Origin of the sequence: Candidatus Comchoanobacter bicostacola (assembly GCF_024172705.1) — a bacterium.
GTDB classification, from domain to species: Bacteria; Pseudomonadota; Gammaproteobacteria; order Comchoanobacterales; family Comchoanobacteraceae; genus Comchoanobacter; species Comchoanobacter bicostacola.
Genome location: NZ_CP092900.1, coordinates 539,984 through 555,991 on the forward strand (window position 1 = coordinate 539,984; position 16,008 = coordinate 555,991).

Here is a 16,008-nt window from a genome sequence, read left to right on the forward strand (position 1 = left end):
AATATATTTTACCCCTTTTTTCAACTAATATGATTTTATTGGGCACTTATTTTACATACGTAAGTACACAAAGACTGCAGGCATATATTCATGCGATAAAGTATAACCTACGGCCCTCGTGGAACACCTGTCTTATCTTCTGGTGCAGCATCAGGCTCTTCCGGCTTAAACGCTATTTCATCAGCAGCAGGTTTCACTTTGTCACTCGGTGCCCTCTTAGGAGCAGCAGCACCCCCTCCTGCTCCGCTAGACTTTGTTCCTATGATATGGCGCCATAGGTTTGAAACTCCAGTTCCTACCGTCGATATTGCTTTTCCAACTATACACTTCTGAAAATATTCTAAATTAATACAAATTGGTCCGATTTCGCTAGTATCATAATATAAATAAATTAGATCCGTAGCTTTATCATCCAATAGTTTAACAGGGGAATAGTGCTTACTATTGATTGTGATTATTCCAACACCCTCAGATTTAGCTACATCCTTCTCAGAAGCTTTTTTGAGCAAATGATAAAGGCCATCAAAAGACCTCTGTGCCAATAAAAAATTGCTATCTTCTGATAACTTAATCACTGCAGGTAATTCACTAGATACCTTGGACATGACACGGAACAAAGCCTCCTGACTATCGTCGTCACCAGGTTTTATTCTCTCAACCCTGATTCTATAATTATTGAAGATACCAGTATCTTTAGGTATTATTAGCGCATCACCAGACATATCTTTAATCGTTAGTCCCGTATCACAAAACCTGCCAAATGATGCAGGTAAGATATCTTTAAAAGCATACAAACCTGCAATCCGTGTGATACTGGCGTCATTCACATATACACAATCTAATTTTGTGCACTCCCAAAATGAACCCCTACCAATACTCGTCACACTATCTGGAATCACAACTGAGGTTAAAGCTGTGCACCACGAAAAAGAATCACCCCCAATACTTGTCACACTACCTACATACGCTAATATCTATCCGTCTAGTTCTAAAAATACATCAAGTGACATATCTGTTATCATATTATGATTCTCACTTATCATTCAAAAAGCCTTGACGAGCCAAAGCACACTATTTTCATTTATTATATATCACTCTAATACTCCTGTTCAATAATTACATATCTTAGCAATTCAGATCATTTAACAGGATAAATGATATAGCGTCTTAAAGATAATAATACGCCCACCCCAAGCATCGATATCCAGCCTAAATAATTAGGCTAGGCACTACTTAGCAAACTGTTTGCCAAGTAGGTTTATTAAACGCTCAGTTTCTTGAGCAACTTTTTTATCTGAACATGTCTTATCATAAGATTGAAACTGAAGTGCTAATGTAATATTTGCGCCTGATTCTGTCTCAAAAGTATCTACATGAGACACACTCACTAAGTTCTCGATCCCTTGCTGATTACAAAATTCAATAATCTCATACACCGCTAAGCCTGATGCACATGAAACGGTTATATCCCTATGAACTGATGGATACTTAGAAGGCATTTGAACTTTAGGGCTAGGCAACTCAGGTAACACATCAATATTGATATCAAATACTATTGTTAAACCTAAACCCAAATTGCGGACTAACTGTGGGTGCATACGTCCTACCGAACCCACACAGATATCTCCAATCATAATGGATGCAGCCTGAACATAATGGAGCCCTGGTATGCTCACCGGCTTAAACACAACCTGTTCGTACCCTAGGTTTTTAAGGAGTGATACTACTAGTGCTTGCCCATCATAGTAATTATACTCACGCTCTGCATTTAAAAACTGCTTACTCTGGCGACCTGATAATGCACCGCCTATAACAAGCTGTTCATATAAGTTACCATCTGAATCCTTAAGATATACATGACCCGACTCAAAAATACGAAGATCACTTTGTTGTCTCGCATGATTATACTGTAGTACCTGAATCATACTTTGCCAAATATGACTCCGCATATAAGGCGCATTCGCATTAATAGGGTTGCTTAACTTAACCGTACTCTGACTATCTGAGAAATAATTGAGTGCTTCACTGCTGACAAATGGGAATGACACTACTTCATTTAAACCATAAGCAGCAAGCGCTAATTTAATGCTTGTTTCAAGACTGTTTTGAATCTCCGGAACCGCTAATTCACAGTCAAAGGGCATCAATGGAATGTTGTTATACCCATATAACCGGGCCACCTCTTCTATTAAATCAACGTCAGAGCTCACGTCAAAACGGTAGCTGGGCACTAAAAATGTTAATGCATCTTTAGCTGCTGAGTCAAAGCCAAGTCTATGCATATAATTTACAATCTCTGGCTCAGTTAATGTAATACCTAAATAACTACTTACCTTCTCGACATTTAAACTTACTGTCTTTTTCGGTGTTGCTGTTGACTTAGACTGGTAAGCCATCATCTTCGCACCAACTAAGCGCTCCAGTAGCGTTACAGCCATAACCATTGCTTGCTCAGCAAGCTGCGGATCGACACCCCGCTCAAATCGATAAGAAGAGTCTGTGTTAATAGCACAGTTTCTGAGTGTCTTTGCAATCCCCTTTGGTGAAAAGGATGCTGATTCAATCAAAACATTTTTCGTATCACTGGTGATTTTAGATTCGTCCCCACCCATAACACCTGCAAGCGCATGTGCTTGATGTGCATCACAAACCACTAAATCATAGGGTTTAATATCATACTCAGACTCATCGAGTAACTGTATTGATTGTGCCTTTTTGACATAATTAATATGCAGGGGCAATGTTAGTGTGTCTGCATCATAAGCATGCATAGGCTGACCTGTGACCAACATGACATAATTCAAAATATCGACAACTGGGTGAATACTGCTAACTTTACACTGTCTAAGTAAATTATAAATATCCAGCGGTAAAATAACCCCCTGCTCAATTGACATATGCGCAAACTCAGCACCCGTAGTTTGCCCATCTAATGTATCTAATAGTTTATCTGAAGTCGTCTCTCTCGACTGATAAGTCGGGGCTTTGTAAGCAATATCCTGACTTGCTGCAAAATCTCTTACCACCCCCTCAAGACCAATGCAATCACCTCGGTTAGGGGTAATATCAACATCAATCAGATCAGATGTTCCCATTAGCTCGCCAACTGACTGGCCAGCAACTACATCTTCAGACTCAGGTATATGATAAATGCCCTTACTAGCAACCTCAAAACCAATCTCAGACAGTGAGCAGATCATACCACTAGACTTAACATTTCTTAATGAAACTTCCTCAATTGCACAGCCAGGTAGCTTGCTCCCTACTGGCGCAACCACCACATACTTTGCATCACTCACAGTGGAGCAGCCACAAACAATCTGTATTACCTCAGTACCCACATCAACTTGACACACATTTAATTTATCAGCACTCGGATGCTTTTCTACGCTAACGATTTTCCCGACAACTAAACCCTTATCTATTTTAAGCGGGTCTTGAATAAGCTCTGACTCAAAACCTGTAGCACTCAGTCTATCTGCAATCTCAGAAGCTGTTAACGATAAAGATAAACGGCTATTTAGCCAACTTGCTGGAATAATCATAGTGATGCATTAAACTGTTTTAAGAACTCAACATGGTTTTCATAAAGCACACGAAGATCTGAAATGTTATATTTCAGCATGGCCAAACGATCAATTCCAACTCCAAAAGCAAAACCACGATATTTATTATGATCAATGCCTGCCTCTTTTAGCACATTAGGGTGAACCATTCCACATCCTGCAAGCTCCATCCATTGATCACCCCATTTAATATCAAGCTCAGCAGATGGCTCAGTAAATGGGAAAAAGGATGGGCGGAAACGATAAGCTAATTCTTTTCCAAGGTAAGTCTCACAGAACTTAAGCAACAGCCATTTTACATTCGCAAATGAACAATTCTCACTAACAACCATACATTCTACCTGATTAAACATAGGAGAATGCGTCGCATCATGATCACAGCGGTAAACCCTACCTGGAGTTGCAATCCTAAATGGCGCCTGAAGCTTTTTCATCGCATGCACTTGAACGGTAGAAGTATGTGTTCTTAATAACCGATCTTCCTCAGTAAGGTGGAAGGTATCATGCATTGTAATTGCAGGATGATTTTCTGGGAAATTTAATGCATAAAAGTTGTGATAAGCATCCTCTACTTCTGGTCCAGTAACAACAGAAAAACCCATTTGAGTGAAGATTTTATTGATTTCATTATAAGCATGTGTAAGCGGGTGTAACGAGCCCTCTGGTAGCGGCCTTCCTTTTGCAGTTACATCAAGCGCTTGTGCAAGCTCAGCATTAATTTCCGTCTGCTCAGCTAAAATATAAGCTTCCTTAATAATTGACTCTAAGCCCTGGCGAACAATATTTAATTGCTTACCTGCATCTTTTCTCTGATCAGGAGCCAAGTCGCGCATACCTTGATATTGCTTACTTAACTCACTCTGCTTACCTAAATACTTAGATTTTACCTGATCAATAGTATGTGGCGTTAAGTTACCTGCGGTGTGCAGGGCATCCACTTCTTCCTGACACAACTGCAATAAATTGTTCATACTTAGGATTGTTTAGTTAGAACACTCTTAACTTTTTCAATTATTGCCTCAAACGCAATTGGGTCATATACAGCCATATCACTTAGCACTTTTCTATCTAATTCGATTCCAGCTAATTTCATACCATGCATGAATTTGCTGTAGCTTACACCAAACTGACGACACGCTGCATTGATACGAACAATCCATAAGCTTCTCATATCACGCTTACGGTTACGTCTATCTCTATATGCATACTGACCAGCTTTAATAACTGCTTGTTTAGCAACACGATAGACTCGACTCCGAGCGCCGTAATAACCTTTAGCCTTTTTAATAACTTTCTTATGACGGTGATTTGCTGTTACACCTCTTTTTACGCGTGACATAATTTCCTCTCTTTATCTTGATTTAGCAGATACGATCTTTTTACGTAATAGCTTAAACACTCCAAAAACCTTAGCTGCATTCACCACTAGGTTTGTTGTTCTTAAACGACGTTTTTGATTACTAGCACGCTTGGACAGGATATGACTTCTGTTTGATCTGCGTCGCTTGATCAATGTTCCAGCTGAGTTCGCCTTAAAGCGCTTAGCTGCTCCTCTATTTGTCTTTGCTTTTTTAGCCATAAGTAAATAACCTGATAAATTTGATACCAATTTATGATTTTATCCCACTGTTGTCAAGAACTTATTTCATTACACGGTCAATTATCAACTCAAAATAGACCTGTCTTTCATAAAATTGATTATGTTATGAATTGGATACTTAAAACAGCCTATCTACTTTTTCTTCAAAAAGTACATAATAGCTTGACGCATATCTGCTTTAGGCTCTGCTTCAAGCTTAGCATACTCTTCCAAGTCATTAATCACACGATCAACAATCTCAGGCCTCACACCCATAGTCTCTTGATCACGTCTAAAGCGAAAGCGTATAGATACTTTCACTCTATGTCCACTATCTATGAGCTTTATAACCTTCTTAATCTTTATCTGATAGTCATTATCCCCAGTAGTGGTCGCCATTTTCACTTCTTTATCTTTTTTAACAACCGCTGTAGACGCTGATTTCTTTTTACGCTTTTCAAACTGGAAGCGATTATAATCTAGCGCTTTACAGACCGGCGGACTACCGCCTGGGTCTACTTCTACGAGTGACAACCCTGCACCATTTGCAGATCTGAGCGCATCATCAAATGATTTGATACCCTGCTGCACACCTTTTTCATCGATATACCGTACTGTTTTTGCTTTGATCTGTCGATCGACTCTAAATTTAGGCGCTGCCATTATTGCTCCTCTAAGTTCTTTACGTACGCAACAAGCTCTTCCACTGTCATTGCGCCCAATCGTTTACCTTCACCTAAGCGAATGGAAACTGTTTTATTTTCGACTTCCTGATCCCCTACTACCGCAAAAATTGGAACTCTTGCAAGCGTATGCTCTCTGATCTTTAGGTTGATTTTTTCTGCACGTCTATCTGTTTCAGCACGTATACCTCCGGCAGACATCCTTTGAACTAATTCATCAACACAATCTGAGTGCTTATCACTAATACCTAAAACAAGCACCTGTACAGGCTGCATCCAAATAGGTAGCCAACCTGCTGTGTTCTCAATTAAGATACCCATAAAGCGTTCTAATGAACCCAGCATCGCTCTATGAACCATAACAGGAATACACTTTTCACCACTACTGTTTATATAGCTTGCACCCAGCCGCTCAGGCATAGAAAAATCTAACTGGACTGTACCACACTGCCAAACCCTTCCTAAAGAGTCTTTTAAGTTTAACTCTAATTTAGGTCCGTAAAAGGCACCTTCGCCTGGAGACAGTGTCCAATCGATATCTAGATCATTAAGTATTGTCTCAAGCACTGATTCAGAGTGATCCCATGTCTTATCATCCCCTACACGCTCATCTGGACGAGTTGAGAACTTGATCGATACATCATCAAATCCGAATCGCTTATAAATCTCTAGCGCATCACTAACAAACTGACCCACTTCAGATGCAAGATCATCTTCTGAGCAAAAAACATGTCCATCATCTTGGACAAATGCTCTCAAACGCATTAACCCCTGAAGTGTACCAGAAGGTTCATTTCGATGACAAGTACCAAACTCAGCAAGCCTTAATGGCAAGTCACGATAACTACGAAGTTTATCATTAAACACCTGAACGTGTCCCGGGCAATTCATCGGCTTTACCGCATACTGCCTTTTATCAGACTCAATCTCAAACATATTATCCTGGAATTTATCCCAGTGCCCTGATGCTTCCCACAAAGAGCGATCCAACACCATAGGCGTATTAACCTCTTGGTAGCCTCGTTTTTTATAGTAATCTCTAATAAAAGATATTATTTGCTGATATGCAAACCAACCCTTGGGATGCCAAAATACCATACCTGGCGCCTCAGGCTGAAAATGAAACAAATCTGCTTGCGCTGCAATTCGCTTATGATTTCTCTTCTCACGCTCTTTAAGCTGCTCTAAGTGTTTACTAAGAGATTCTTGATCTGGCCAGGCTGTGCCGTATACACGCTGTAACATAGGGTTATTTGAATCCCCTCGCCAATAAGCACCTGCTACCTTTGTAAGCTTAAATGCACCCAGCTGAGCAGTAGCGCGCACGTGAGGGCCTCGACATAAATCTTTGAAGTCACCTTGACCATACAGTGTCAACGTCTCACCTTCTGGAAGGTCATTAATTATTTGAACCTTGTAATCTTCACCTATCGATTGGAAATATTTTACCGCTTCACTTTTAGTCAAAACTGATCGCTCAACAGAGAGATTCTTTTTTACGATGCGTTGCATTTGCTTTTCAATCTTTTGAAAGTCTTCAGGTGTTAACTTTGTATCATCTGAAAATGCAAAATCGTAATAAAAACCCTCTTCAATCACTGGGCCGATAGTCACTTGAACATTTGCATACAATTCTTTCACGGCCATAGCTAACAAGTGTGCAGTTGAATGTCTAATGACCCCAACACCCTCCGGGCTATCAGCCATAATTGGCTCTAGCCCCTCAGCGCCAGCAACCTCTCTTGATAAATCAATGAGTTCACCCTCTAACTTTGCTACGACTGCTTTCTTCGCAGTCTTCTTATCTGCTTGCTGTAAATACTCAAATGCTGTCTTCATATAAACCTGGTTAATTAACTGGTAGACGCGAGTGGGATCGAACCACCGACCACCACCATGTCAAGGTGGTGCTCTACCACTGAGCTACGCGTCTAAAATATAATTCAAGATCAATGTTATCACCATTATTTTAGGATGGCAACCATACATTAAAATATGATAGCAATAAAGTCTATATCCCATCAATTTAAATAACACCTAAAGCTTGCACTCCTAGCATCTTAAAATTCGTATACAGACACGATTGAATCATTCAGAACAGCAAAAGAAGCACCCGACCCCGCTTACAACCCAATCCTATATTCATTAGAGCACTCTCTACTATCAAAGACCAGATCATCACCAGCAGTAACGCTATATCTATCCTCACATAACTCTGTAAAATTAAATATGTAAAATACTAAATACTCTGCATGAATTGCGGGTAAAGAAGGAGTATTCACAAACATAGCATTCTCACCTTCATCTTGACTGTGTTTATCCCAAAGTTGAGCTATTCTTTCACAACACAATAAAAATATCCTAACTCGCTCAATCATAGCCAATCTGGACACATTCATTAACCCTGTATCTGGGACAGGTATTAGAATCTTAATTGGGAACTTAGCTAATAAATGCTTAGTAATTTTTTCAATACTTAAGCCAGAGTTTAAAAGCAAAAGCCGCATTTTAGTAATTTTTCCTTTTAATTTATCCTTGATCACTTCATCTCCTAAAGAGCAGACTTCTGTAGTCAATCAACCCTTTATTGTAATCGACGTTTGCGGCTTCACATTACTTAAACCAGTATGAAGAAATGCATCCTCGTTAATACATGTCACACTACTTGGAATTACAACTTTGATTAAACTTGTGCAGCCCCAAAACGCCTGCTTACCAATACGTGTCACACTATCTGGAATCACAAGTGAGGTTAAACCTGTGCAGTCTTCGAATGCACTATCACCAATAGGCGTCATACTTTGAGGTATCTCTGCTTGTGTTTGGTCTTTAGCTAATATAAATTTCATTAAGCAATTATTCTATTAGCTGCAAGGAGTTCAGAAAAGTGCCCTTTTTATTAGCTGTAAGGAGTTCAGAAAAGTGCCCTATATCAAACCCAATCGATATATAATACGGACACCAATCATCAAAAAACTAAACTATAACTGAATAGTATGCATAGTTTTTTCCTTAACGCCTTGTGCTAGAAATTTTTGCCCTACATCAACGGCATAACACTGATTTTCATATACTCTAAAATCAAATATATTACAAAGCAGATCCGATGCTTCAATAGGCGGGACCATGTCTACTTCTGCTGGAATCGGATGGTTCTTTGGTGCTTCATCATAATAGTCTATTCTCAGCCTCTCCATACAAAGCAAAAATGTATGAACATGTTCTTTCGTTAATCCAACATAGCGAAAATTATCAGCACTAATTACGCTTTTTGCTCTCTTATGTTTGGCAATTAAGAACATATTTTGTAAGCTACCACCCATTACCTTATAAGCTTCTAGCTCTTTCAGATAACCGAGCACAAGGCCTTTATGAGAGATAATCTCACTAGGTGCTAAATACGCTTTATTGGCGCGCCTAGCCAATGTTTTAGTTGGCACAGATATTGATAGATCATTTAAGCTTGTACAGACATAAAATGCCGCATAACCAATACTTGTCACACTATCTGGAATGGTAACGAATGTTAAACCTGAGCAGCCATGAAATGCCCAACAACCAATACTCGTCACACTCTCTGGGATAGTAACTGAGGTTAAACCTGTACAGTACTCAAATGCCATACCACCAATACTCGTCACACTTTCTGGAATAATAATAGATGTTAAGCCTGAGCAGTCCTTAAATGCATCATCACCAATACCCCTCACACTATTTGGAATAGTAACTTGAGTTAAGCTTGTACAACCCTCAAATGCCCAAGCATCAATACGCGACACTATCTGGGATCGCAACTGATGTTAAGCCAGCGCACCCCCTAAATGCCCAAGCATCAATACTCGTCACACTATTTATCACCCAGATACGTTTGTACAATAAAATACTGTTCTGATTTATCATCTTCCTCTCTTCTTGTTTTTTCTACCATGATTATCTCCTTTAATCCAGATATCTTTAAGTTATAGCCTAAAAAACAATCCTGCAGATATTTTTATTGATGATGATTCAATGTATTCTGTATCAAAGGCTGATGTTTTCGGCTAAGCTGTGCCACAATCCTGCTACTGTACTCTGGATGTTCATCATCTTAATAACTAAATGATAAACCAAAGCAAATACAAGCATTGCCCTCCACCCCTAGTAACTGTATAATATATAGAACATTACTGAAGATTCAGATGACATTACTAGAGAAAAAAATGAAGCATATGGATAAAGTCTTGGTATTAGGCTTATGTATTTTAGGGCATTGTGCACCACAATATATTGAAGATATTGACTTTGCCTATCAAGAAATATTAGATAATCATCCTGGTGTGTACAATGAGCGAGATCCTTTGTTTAATCAGAGTTTAGATGCGTCCTATGCATCCGCAAAGGATAAATTGCAAAGGGTTACAACATCTGACGAGGCGGAGAACATACTTGAGGAGTTTATAGACAGCTTTGATGATGCGCACCTTAGGGTCAGCTGGCATCATAAGCAAGGAAGGTGTCGAAGCAATAATCATGCTCAACGCCTTGAGTTAACAAGCATTGCAAAAGATACCGTATGGATCACATTGCCCACCTTTGTTTTGAGCAAAGATCAAAGAGAGCAGTTTAGGACATTGATCGAGAAGGCTGAACAATTACCACCTCAAAGGCATATTATTTTTGACATTAGGGGCAATGGAGGAGGAAATTCATTGTTAGGCGAAGAAATTATGCAGGTATTTTTTGGTAAAAAGCATGCTGTTCAAAAATTATGTCATGAGCGAAAAAAGGGCCATATAGCATGGAGAGCTAGCCAAGGTAATGTGAACCACATATTGGATGCATATAAAGGATTGCTAGCTACTTTTAATTTAGACTCTTTACAGCTGAAGAATCTGGAAGAAATTAAAAGTGGCCTTGAGAATAGTTTAGCTAACGGTGAGGAATACTATATAGAATATCCAACACAGGTTTGTGAAGAGAAACTGATTGTGAATACAAGCCAAGACACTAAATTCACTGTAATTACAGATAGCGCTAATGGAAGCTCAGCATTAATATTTATTGATGAACTGAAATTAATGACTCAAAACATTGTATTATTGGGTAAAGAAACCAGTGCTGACACACTATATACAGAAATTCGTCACATCCCACTTCCAAGCGGTAGCGGTTCACTGGTTATCCCAATAAAGGTTCGTAGTTACAGAAAGCGTTTATCTAATGAAACATATGTACCAGATATCGCTTATGATGATATTCAGAATACAGAATCACTTAAAGTATTTGTTTTAGAAGCGACCCAGGATATGTAGGCTAATGATTGGATTGGGAAAACATTGTATCAGCATCACTATCTAAATGAGCAGGCACCAGTCTTTCGGCAACCTCCTGAAACCATTGACCAGTTCTTATCCTAAGAATTAAGTGATACCATCATAATCCAATGGTTTAATGTTAATCAAAGAACGGGAGGATAGAGCATAAAAAAAAGGTTACAGTAATTGGTTTAGGCCGAATGGGTGGTGCATGCGCCGATTCAATCCAAGAAGCGGTGAGTAGTGCAGATCTGGTGATTTCATTCTTGTTTGATGCTTCGGTTCTTGAAATGGTGGCAGGCGAACAAGGGCTGCTTCGTCATCTACCAGATGAGACTTACTATGTGAGCACCGAGACTATGTTGCCCGAAACTATCGATCAGCTATGGCACATATTTGAAGAAGGCAGAGCCATTATTTTTCTCCGTTTTTTAAATTTTGCCCAATACAATTACATATAGTCAATTCCTCCTCAAAATGCTATATCCAAACTTTATTACACTTTAGGGTTAAAACCCTCTTCGTCCCTCATGTACGGATATGCAAGAGCAGAGACAGCAACTGCTATAGCACCAATGATAATCACTGAGTCAATAACTTGTGCATCTTCGCTATCAACCATTTTAAATGACTGTTTATATTGATCTACCCTCTTTCTCTCATCATCTGTAAGCAGCAAGGCATCAGAACTAATAGGTTTTACTTTTTTAGGCACAGGTTCAATATAGACCCAACTCATTATTTCAAGCCATATCTCAGGAGGTAATGTAGGAAGTTTAGCTACTGATCTCACACCAAATAATTTAGCAAATACTCTTTGCATGCCCCACGGACCTTTAGTGGACATAGGAGAGGATATTTCTTCAGCACCATTAATTCTAGCTATCCTTTCGCCACAAAGAAACAATAGTTTAGCAAATTGCATGGTTCCTTTGCCCTTAATGCTTTTAGGAGAGTATCCTATATCAAGGTATAACTCCTCTCGTGTAACTCTTGGCTCAAYTTGAAATTCWGTAACACTTGGTAATACCCTCCTTAATCGAGCAAGATCAAGCCCAGCAGCAATTTGTATTGCTCTAATATTAGTACAACCCCTAAATGCTTCATCACCAATACTCGTCACACTATTTGGGATCGTAACAGATGTTAACCCTGCACAGTCAGCAAATGCCTCAGCACCAATACTCGTCACACTATTTGGGATCGTAACAGATGTTAACCCTGTACAGTCAGCAAATGCCTCAGCACCAATACTCGTCACACTATTTGGGATCGTAACTTGAATTAATTCACTGCAGCCATAAAAAGCAGAGTCACCAATACTCGTCATACTATTTGGGATCGTAACTTGAGTTAAGCTAGAGAAGCTATAAAATGCCGCATAACCAATACTTGTCACACTATTTGAGATCGTAACTTGAGTTAAGCCTAGGCAGTATGCAAATGCAAAATCAGCAATACTTGTCACACTATTTGGGATCGTAACGGATGTTAAGCCTTGGCAACAAGAAAATGCCTGCTTACCAATACTCGTCACACTATTTGGGATCGTAATGGATGTTAACCCTATGCACACAGAAAATGCATCAGCACCAATACTTGTCACACTATTTGGGATCGTAACTTGAATTAATTCACTGCAGCCATAAAAAGCAGAGTCACCAATACTCGTCACACTGTTTGGAATAGTGACAGCTATTTCACCAGGGTTTAAAATACATTTAAGTAGTACATTATTGTTTATTTGCAATTTAGCCATAATTCTTGTCTATTTTATGATAGGCTTATTATACCATATAAAACAAGGAATAGTAACAAAAACACGCACATTCAATATTTAAGCGGTGTCAATCTGTAGTGATACTATAACAAGGAAAGGTCTGCTGAAGGCTTTAAAAAGGTACGAGTTCATGGCAACAGGAATGATTTTAGATGCATTACCATAACAGTACTTATTAAACCATATACCATGATTATTGAGTCTAGCATATTATTTCTTATAAATTCTCCCTTTCCTATCTACCTATACGTGTCTCCCACTATAAATTCTTTGTTTCATCTACACCGGCTTAAAATCTTCTGATTAGCTTCTTAATGAATCGGTTGGTGATTGGTTTCTTCTATATGCATATTGTTATACCGTTTGTATTTATTTCATGTGCAAGACTCGCGTACTCCAGTCCTGCTTTAGTTTATCCATAGCCGTATTATAAGAAGTAACAGCCGCGTCCTGATTCTCATAACTACCAATTAATACGTCTTCATCTAGTCCTATCTGCGTTGTGGTAATATCTCGCTTTGGAAAATACTCCTGGTAATAGAAGCAGGCGATTATAGTCCACATTTCAGGAGGCAGATGTGGCAAAGTATTCCCAGGCATATCATGTGGTACAAGCTGTTGGCTTCTGGCTGTGATAACTTCAATTCTTCTTTGTATGAAAAGCAAAAGAGCACAAAAACGTTTGGCATAAATATTGCCACTTTGAGCAACTTTTTTACTTAGATCTATTGAAACTGCTCCCCTTATAAGTTGGAACCCTGACTTAGGCAAGATCTTTGATGCTTCTGGAGCTACATATTCTTCATCCTCATAATCCCAAATCCAAAAAGACTTTTGTAAGGCGGATAAGGCAATAAATCCAGGTATGCACAATGATTCCAAACCTCTGCAACCCTCCAATGCCTCCTCACCAATACTCGTCACACTATCTGGGATATCTACGCTTGCTTCGCCTTCTGCTAACTTACATTTTGTTAGAAGACCTTCTTCTATTGTAAATTGAGGCATGCATGTTCTCGATTCTTCTCAGGCAACGTTAACACTTACAATAATTGATATCAAGACTCCATATCACCTTAAATATATTAAAGACGCTATATCTAAACCTTACTACGCATTAGGGTAAGGCCCTCTTCATCCATCATGTACTGATATACAAGAGCACAAATACCAAGCCTTCTCACTGAGACGATAGACCTCCTCTTACTTGTTCCGAGCCAACTTGTATCTCGTCGCTAGTAATCAGTGCAAGCAACTGCTTATAACTTTATTCTTTTTCCAAGCTAACTAGTGTTACTTCGCTATTAAATGTTTCATGCGACTGTTTAAATGCTTTATATTGTTCAATCCTGCCTTTCTCACCATCTGTAAGCATCAAGGCATCAGAACTAATAGGTTTTACTTCTTCAGACACATATTCAGTATAGACCCTACTCATTATTTCAAACCATATTTCAGGAGGTAATATAGGAAGTTTATCTAGTAATGTACTATCTTCAGCCTTATTAATTCTAGCCATTCTCTCACTACAAAGAAATAATAGTTTAGCAAAGCCTCTTTGCATAGCTCCCTTACCCATAATGCTCTCAGGAGAGTGACCTACATCAAAGCATAACTGCTCTCGTGTAACTACGGGCTCTACTGTAAATTCAGTAGGCTCTGGTAACGCCAACATTAATTGGGCAAGATCAAATCCAGCAGGAATTTGTATTGCTCTAATATTAGTACAACCCCAAAATGCCCGGTCACCAATACTTGTCACACTATCTGGAATAGTAACGGATGTTAAGCCTGTGCACCCACTAAATACTCCCCTACCAATACTTATCTCACCATCTGGAATCACAACTGAGGTTAAAGCTATGCAGTCTTTGAATGCCCAATAACCAATACTCGTCACACTATCTGGAATAGTAACTGATGTTAAGCCTGAGCAGCTACTAAATGCATAACCACCAATACTCGTCACACTATCTGGAATGGTAACGAATGTTAAACCTGCGCAGTCCTGACTTGTAACAAGATATTATTTATTATCTCATAAACACTACCAAATTTATCTCGTAGGGTCCCAGAGATGCCACGAAGATCGATCTGTACAAACAGCATTCCACTTCCTTCCATCCATGAAGGCATTCGTGAGAGTAATTGACTTATTTTATGTATTGGTTTTTTTCATAATTATTTTCCGCTACTTAATTAATATATTTATCATCTACCAAAAACAGTATAAAAAACAAACAAACCATTGACTTTAGAGCAAAAAAGAATTAAAATAACCTTAATTAATATGTAAGAAAAAACATGCAAGATTATGATAGAAACACATTACTAAAGAACGCAATACACCACCATGTGTCATTAGTAGCTTATACTCAATTTTTACTAAACCTTCAGAAACAGAAAAATAATGTAAAGCGTTTTTATCACCTTGCAAAAAGTCAGCTGGCTGGTATAGCAACTATGCTTGCATCTTCAAAAAAACGAAGACAAGTAACTCATAAACTCATCCTAAATCTGCAAGGAGTCACAAACGACCTTGCTTGCTTATTTGAAAAAGAATCAGAGCCTACTCAAAAGCAAATTCAAGAGATATTCATTAAACATGGGATTGACCTATCATTCTTATCTCAAAATAATATTGACGTTCATGACTTTGCGGAATTTGTTGTCGATTTATCAGAAACACTTAGAAAAAGACAGATTAATGGCACGCTCCCACTCAATCCGGAAGAGCAAGCTGAGGCAATGACTCATGAAGCAATTACATTAATTAAAACTAGATATCTAAAACTAGAGCGTATTATTTATCATATACCCGTATTCATTAAGCAAGTTGGCAGTCAATCTGAACTACATACGATTGCAGTTGAGGTTAAAACTGTTTTGGCATGCGAAATCACCGAAACAATCAAGACAACATGTCAAGAAAACTGCTCAGCACTTGCGCTACCCAATGAGCATAACCGTCTCATTCATCATTCTAAAGACGCTTATAAAGAGTCTCTTGTGATAATTGAGAGACAGACTCAAAGCGCATAATGCGTGAATATATACTAATTAAATGCTTCATAACACCTCAAGTTAGTCCATTGTTACTAATATG

At 38.8% G+C, this 16,008-nt stretch carries 17 protein-coding genes and 1 tRNA gene; 3 read left to right on the top strand and 15 right to left on the bottom strand.

Annotation, left to right across the window (positions count from 1 at the left end; all coding sequences use genetic code 11):
* Positions 1-107: 107 nt before the first annotated feature.
* The 12 genes from MMH89_RS02595 to MMH89_RS02650 form a co-directional block, all read right to left on the bottom strand.
* Positions 108-953: a leucine-rich repeat protein gene (locus MMH89_RS02595; RefSeq protein ID WP_258567895.1), complete on the bottom strand. Its 846-nt coding sequence runs from the start codon at positions 951-953 to the stop codon at positions 108-110.
* Positions 954-1,229: 276 nt separating this feature from the next.
* Positions 1,230-3,545, bottom strand: coding sequence for a phenylalanine--tRNA ligase subunit beta (gene pheT / locus MMH89_RS02600; RefSeq protein ID WP_258567896.1), 2,316 nt, complete (start codon positions 3,543-3,545; stop codon positions 1,230-1,232).
* Positions 3,542-4,537 (bottom strand): phenylalanine--tRNA ligase subunit alpha, encoded by a 996-nt coding sequence (gene pheS, locus MMH89_RS02605; RefSeq protein ID WP_258567897.1) that lies wholly within the window; start codon positions 4,535-4,537, stop codon positions 3,542-3,544. The genes pheT and pheS overlap by 4 nt, the downstream gene beginning before the upstream one ends.
* A 2-nt stretch (positions 4,538-4,539) precedes the next feature.
* Positions 4,540-4,905, bottom strand: a complete 366-nt coding sequence (gene rplT / locus MMH89_RS02610) for a 50S ribosomal protein L20 (RefSeq protein WP_258567898.1) — start codon at positions 4,903-4,905, stop codon at positions 4,540-4,542.
* Between the two features lie 12 nt (positions 4,906-4,917).
* On the bottom strand, positions 4,918-5,145 hold the full coding sequence (gene rpmI / locus MMH89_RS02615; RefSeq protein WP_258567899.1) for a 50S ribosomal protein L35: 228 nt from the start codon (positions 5,143-5,145) through the stop codon (positions 4,918-4,920).
* A 153-nt stretch (positions 5,146-5,298) separates the two neighbouring features.
* The gene (gene infC, locus MMH89_RS02620; RefSeq protein ID WP_258567900.1) at positions 5,299-5,808 is read right to left on the bottom strand and encodes a translation initiation factor IF-3; all 510 of its coding nucleotides are present in this window, start codon (positions 5,806-5,808) and stop codon (positions 5,299-5,301) included.
* Positions 5,808-7,667 (bottom strand): threonine--tRNA ligase, encoded by a 1,860-nt coding sequence (gene thrS, locus MMH89_RS02625; RefSeq protein ID WP_258567901.1) that lies wholly within the window; start codon positions 7,665-7,667, stop codon positions 5,808-5,810. Before thrS ends, infC begins: the two co-directional genes overlap by 1 nt.
* Positions 7,668-7,686: 19 nt before the next feature.
* Positions 7,687-7,761, bottom strand: a tRNA-Val gene (locus MMH89_RS02630).
* Between the two features lie 190 nt (positions 7,762-7,951).
* Positions 7,952-8,371: a hypothetical protein gene (locus MMH89_RS02635; protein WP_258567902.1), complete on the bottom strand. Its 420-nt coding sequence runs from the start codon at positions 8,369-8,371 to the stop codon at positions 7,952-7,954.
* Positions 8,372-8,404: 33 nt separating this feature from the next.
* Positions 8,405-8,677 (bottom strand): leucine-rich repeat domain-containing protein, encoded by a 273-nt coding sequence (locus MMH89_RS02640; RefSeq protein ID WP_258567903.1) that lies wholly within the window; start codon positions 8,675-8,677, stop codon positions 8,405-8,407.
* Between the two features lie 132 nt (positions 8,678-8,809).
* Positions 8,810-9,607, bottom strand: a complete 798-nt coding sequence (locus MMH89_RS02645; RefSeq protein WP_258567904.1) for a leucine-rich repeat domain-containing protein — start codon at positions 9,605-9,607, stop codon at positions 8,810-8,812.
* Positions 9,594-9,728, bottom strand: a complete 135-nt coding sequence (locus MMH89_RS02650) for a leucine-rich repeat domain-containing protein (protein WP_258567905.1) — start codon at positions 9,726-9,728, stop codon at positions 9,594-9,596. The genes MMH89_RS02645 and MMH89_RS02650 overlap by 14 nt, the downstream gene beginning before the upstream one ends.
* Before the next feature lie 299 nt (positions 9,729-10,027).
* Here MMH89_RS02650 and MMH89_RS02655 point away from each other — a divergent pair, with 299 nt between their 5' ends.
* Complete coding sequence (locus MMH89_RS02655; RefSeq protein WP_258567906.1) at positions 10,028-11,119, top strand: S41 family peptidase; 1,092 nt, start codon at positions 10,028-10,030, stop codon at positions 11,117-11,119.
* A gap of 203 nt (positions 11,120-11,322) precedes the next feature.
* The gene (locus tag MMH89_RS02660; protein ID WP_258567907.1) at positions 11,323-11,583 is read left to right on the top strand and encodes an NAD(P)-binding domain-containing protein; all 261 of its coding nucleotides are present in this window, start codon (positions 11,323-11,325) and stop codon (positions 11,581-11,583) included.
* A gap of 35 nt (positions 11,584-11,618) precedes the next feature.
* On the opposite strand, the gene MMH89_RS02665 is transcribed toward MMH89_RS02660, so the two are convergent.
* From MMH89_RS02665 to MMH89_RS02675, 3 genes are all read right to left on the bottom strand, one after another.
* Positions 11,619-12,881, bottom strand: coding sequence for a leucine-rich repeat domain-containing protein (locus tag MMH89_RS02665; RefSeq protein WP_258567908.1), 1,263 nt, complete (start codon positions 12,879-12,881; stop codon positions 11,619-11,621).
* A gap of 390 nt (positions 12,882-13,271) precedes the next feature.
* A complete protein-coding gene (locus MMH89_RS02670; RefSeq protein WP_258567909.1) occupies positions 13,272-13,910 on the bottom strand; it encodes a leucine-rich repeat domain-containing protein in 639 nt (212 codons plus the stop codon).
* Between the two features lie 259 nt (positions 13,911-14,169).
* Positions 14,170-14,871, bottom strand: coding sequence for a leucine-rich repeat domain-containing protein (locus tag MMH89_RS02675; protein WP_425491972.1), 702 nt, complete (start codon positions 14,869-14,871; stop codon positions 14,170-14,172).
* Between the two features lie 335 nt (positions 14,872-15,206).
* Between MMH89_RS02675 and MMH89_RS02680 the strand changes: the two genes are divergently transcribed.
* Positions 15,207-15,944, top strand: coding sequence for a hypothetical protein (locus tag MMH89_RS02680; RefSeq protein WP_258567910.1), 738 nt, complete (start codon positions 15,207-15,209; stop codon positions 15,942-15,944).
* Positions 15,945-16,008: the final 64 nt, after the last annotated feature.

Bases quoted from the DNA above. Each gene is read 5' to 3' on its own strand.
- MMH89_RS02655 (WP_258567906.1), top strand. From the start codon at position 10,028: ATGAAGCATATGGATAAAGTCTTGGTATTAGGCTTATGTATTTTAGGG.
- rplT (WP_258567898.1), bottom strand. From the start codon at position 4,905: ATGTCACGCGTAAAAAGAGGTGTAACAGCAAATCACCGTCATAAGAAA.
- MMH89_RS02680 (WP_258567910.1), top strand. From the start codon at position 15,207: ATGCAAGATTATGATAGAAACACATTACTAAAGAACGCAATACACCAC.
- MMH89_RS02650 (WP_258567905.1), bottom strand. From the start codon at position 9,728: ATGATAAATCAGAACAGTATTTTATTGTACAAACGTATCTGGGTGATA.
- MMH89_RS02660 (WP_258567907.1), top strand. From the start codon at position 11,323: ATGGGTGGTGCATGCGCCGATTCAATCCAAGAAGCGGTGAGTAGTGCA.
- MMH89_RS02640 (WP_258567903.1), bottom strand. From the start codon at position 8,677: ATGAAATTTATATTAGCTAAAGACCAAACACAAGCAGAGATACCTCAA.
- pheS (WP_258567897.1), bottom strand. From the start codon at position 4,537: ATGAACAATTTATTGCAGTTGTGTCAGGAAGAAGTGGATGCCCTGCAC.
- thrS (WP_258567901.1), bottom strand. From the start codon at position 7,667: ATGAAGACAGCATTTGAGTATTTACAGCAAGCAGATAAGAAGACTGCG.
- infC (WP_258567900.1), bottom strand. From the start codon at position 5,808: ATGGCAGCGCCTAAATTTAGAGTCGATCGACAGATCAAAGCAAAAACA.
- rpmI (WP_258567899.1), bottom strand. From the start codon at position 5,145: ATGGCTAAAAAAGCAAAGACAAATAGAGGAGCAGCTAAGCGCTTTAAG.
- MMH89_RS02670 (WP_258567909.1), bottom strand. From the start codon at position 13,910: ATGCCTCAATTTACAATAGAAGAAGGTCTTCTAACAAAATGTAAGTTA.
- pheT (WP_258567896.1), bottom strand. From the start codon at position 3,545: ATGATTATTCCAGCAAGTTGGCTAAATAGCCGTTTATCTTTATCGTTA.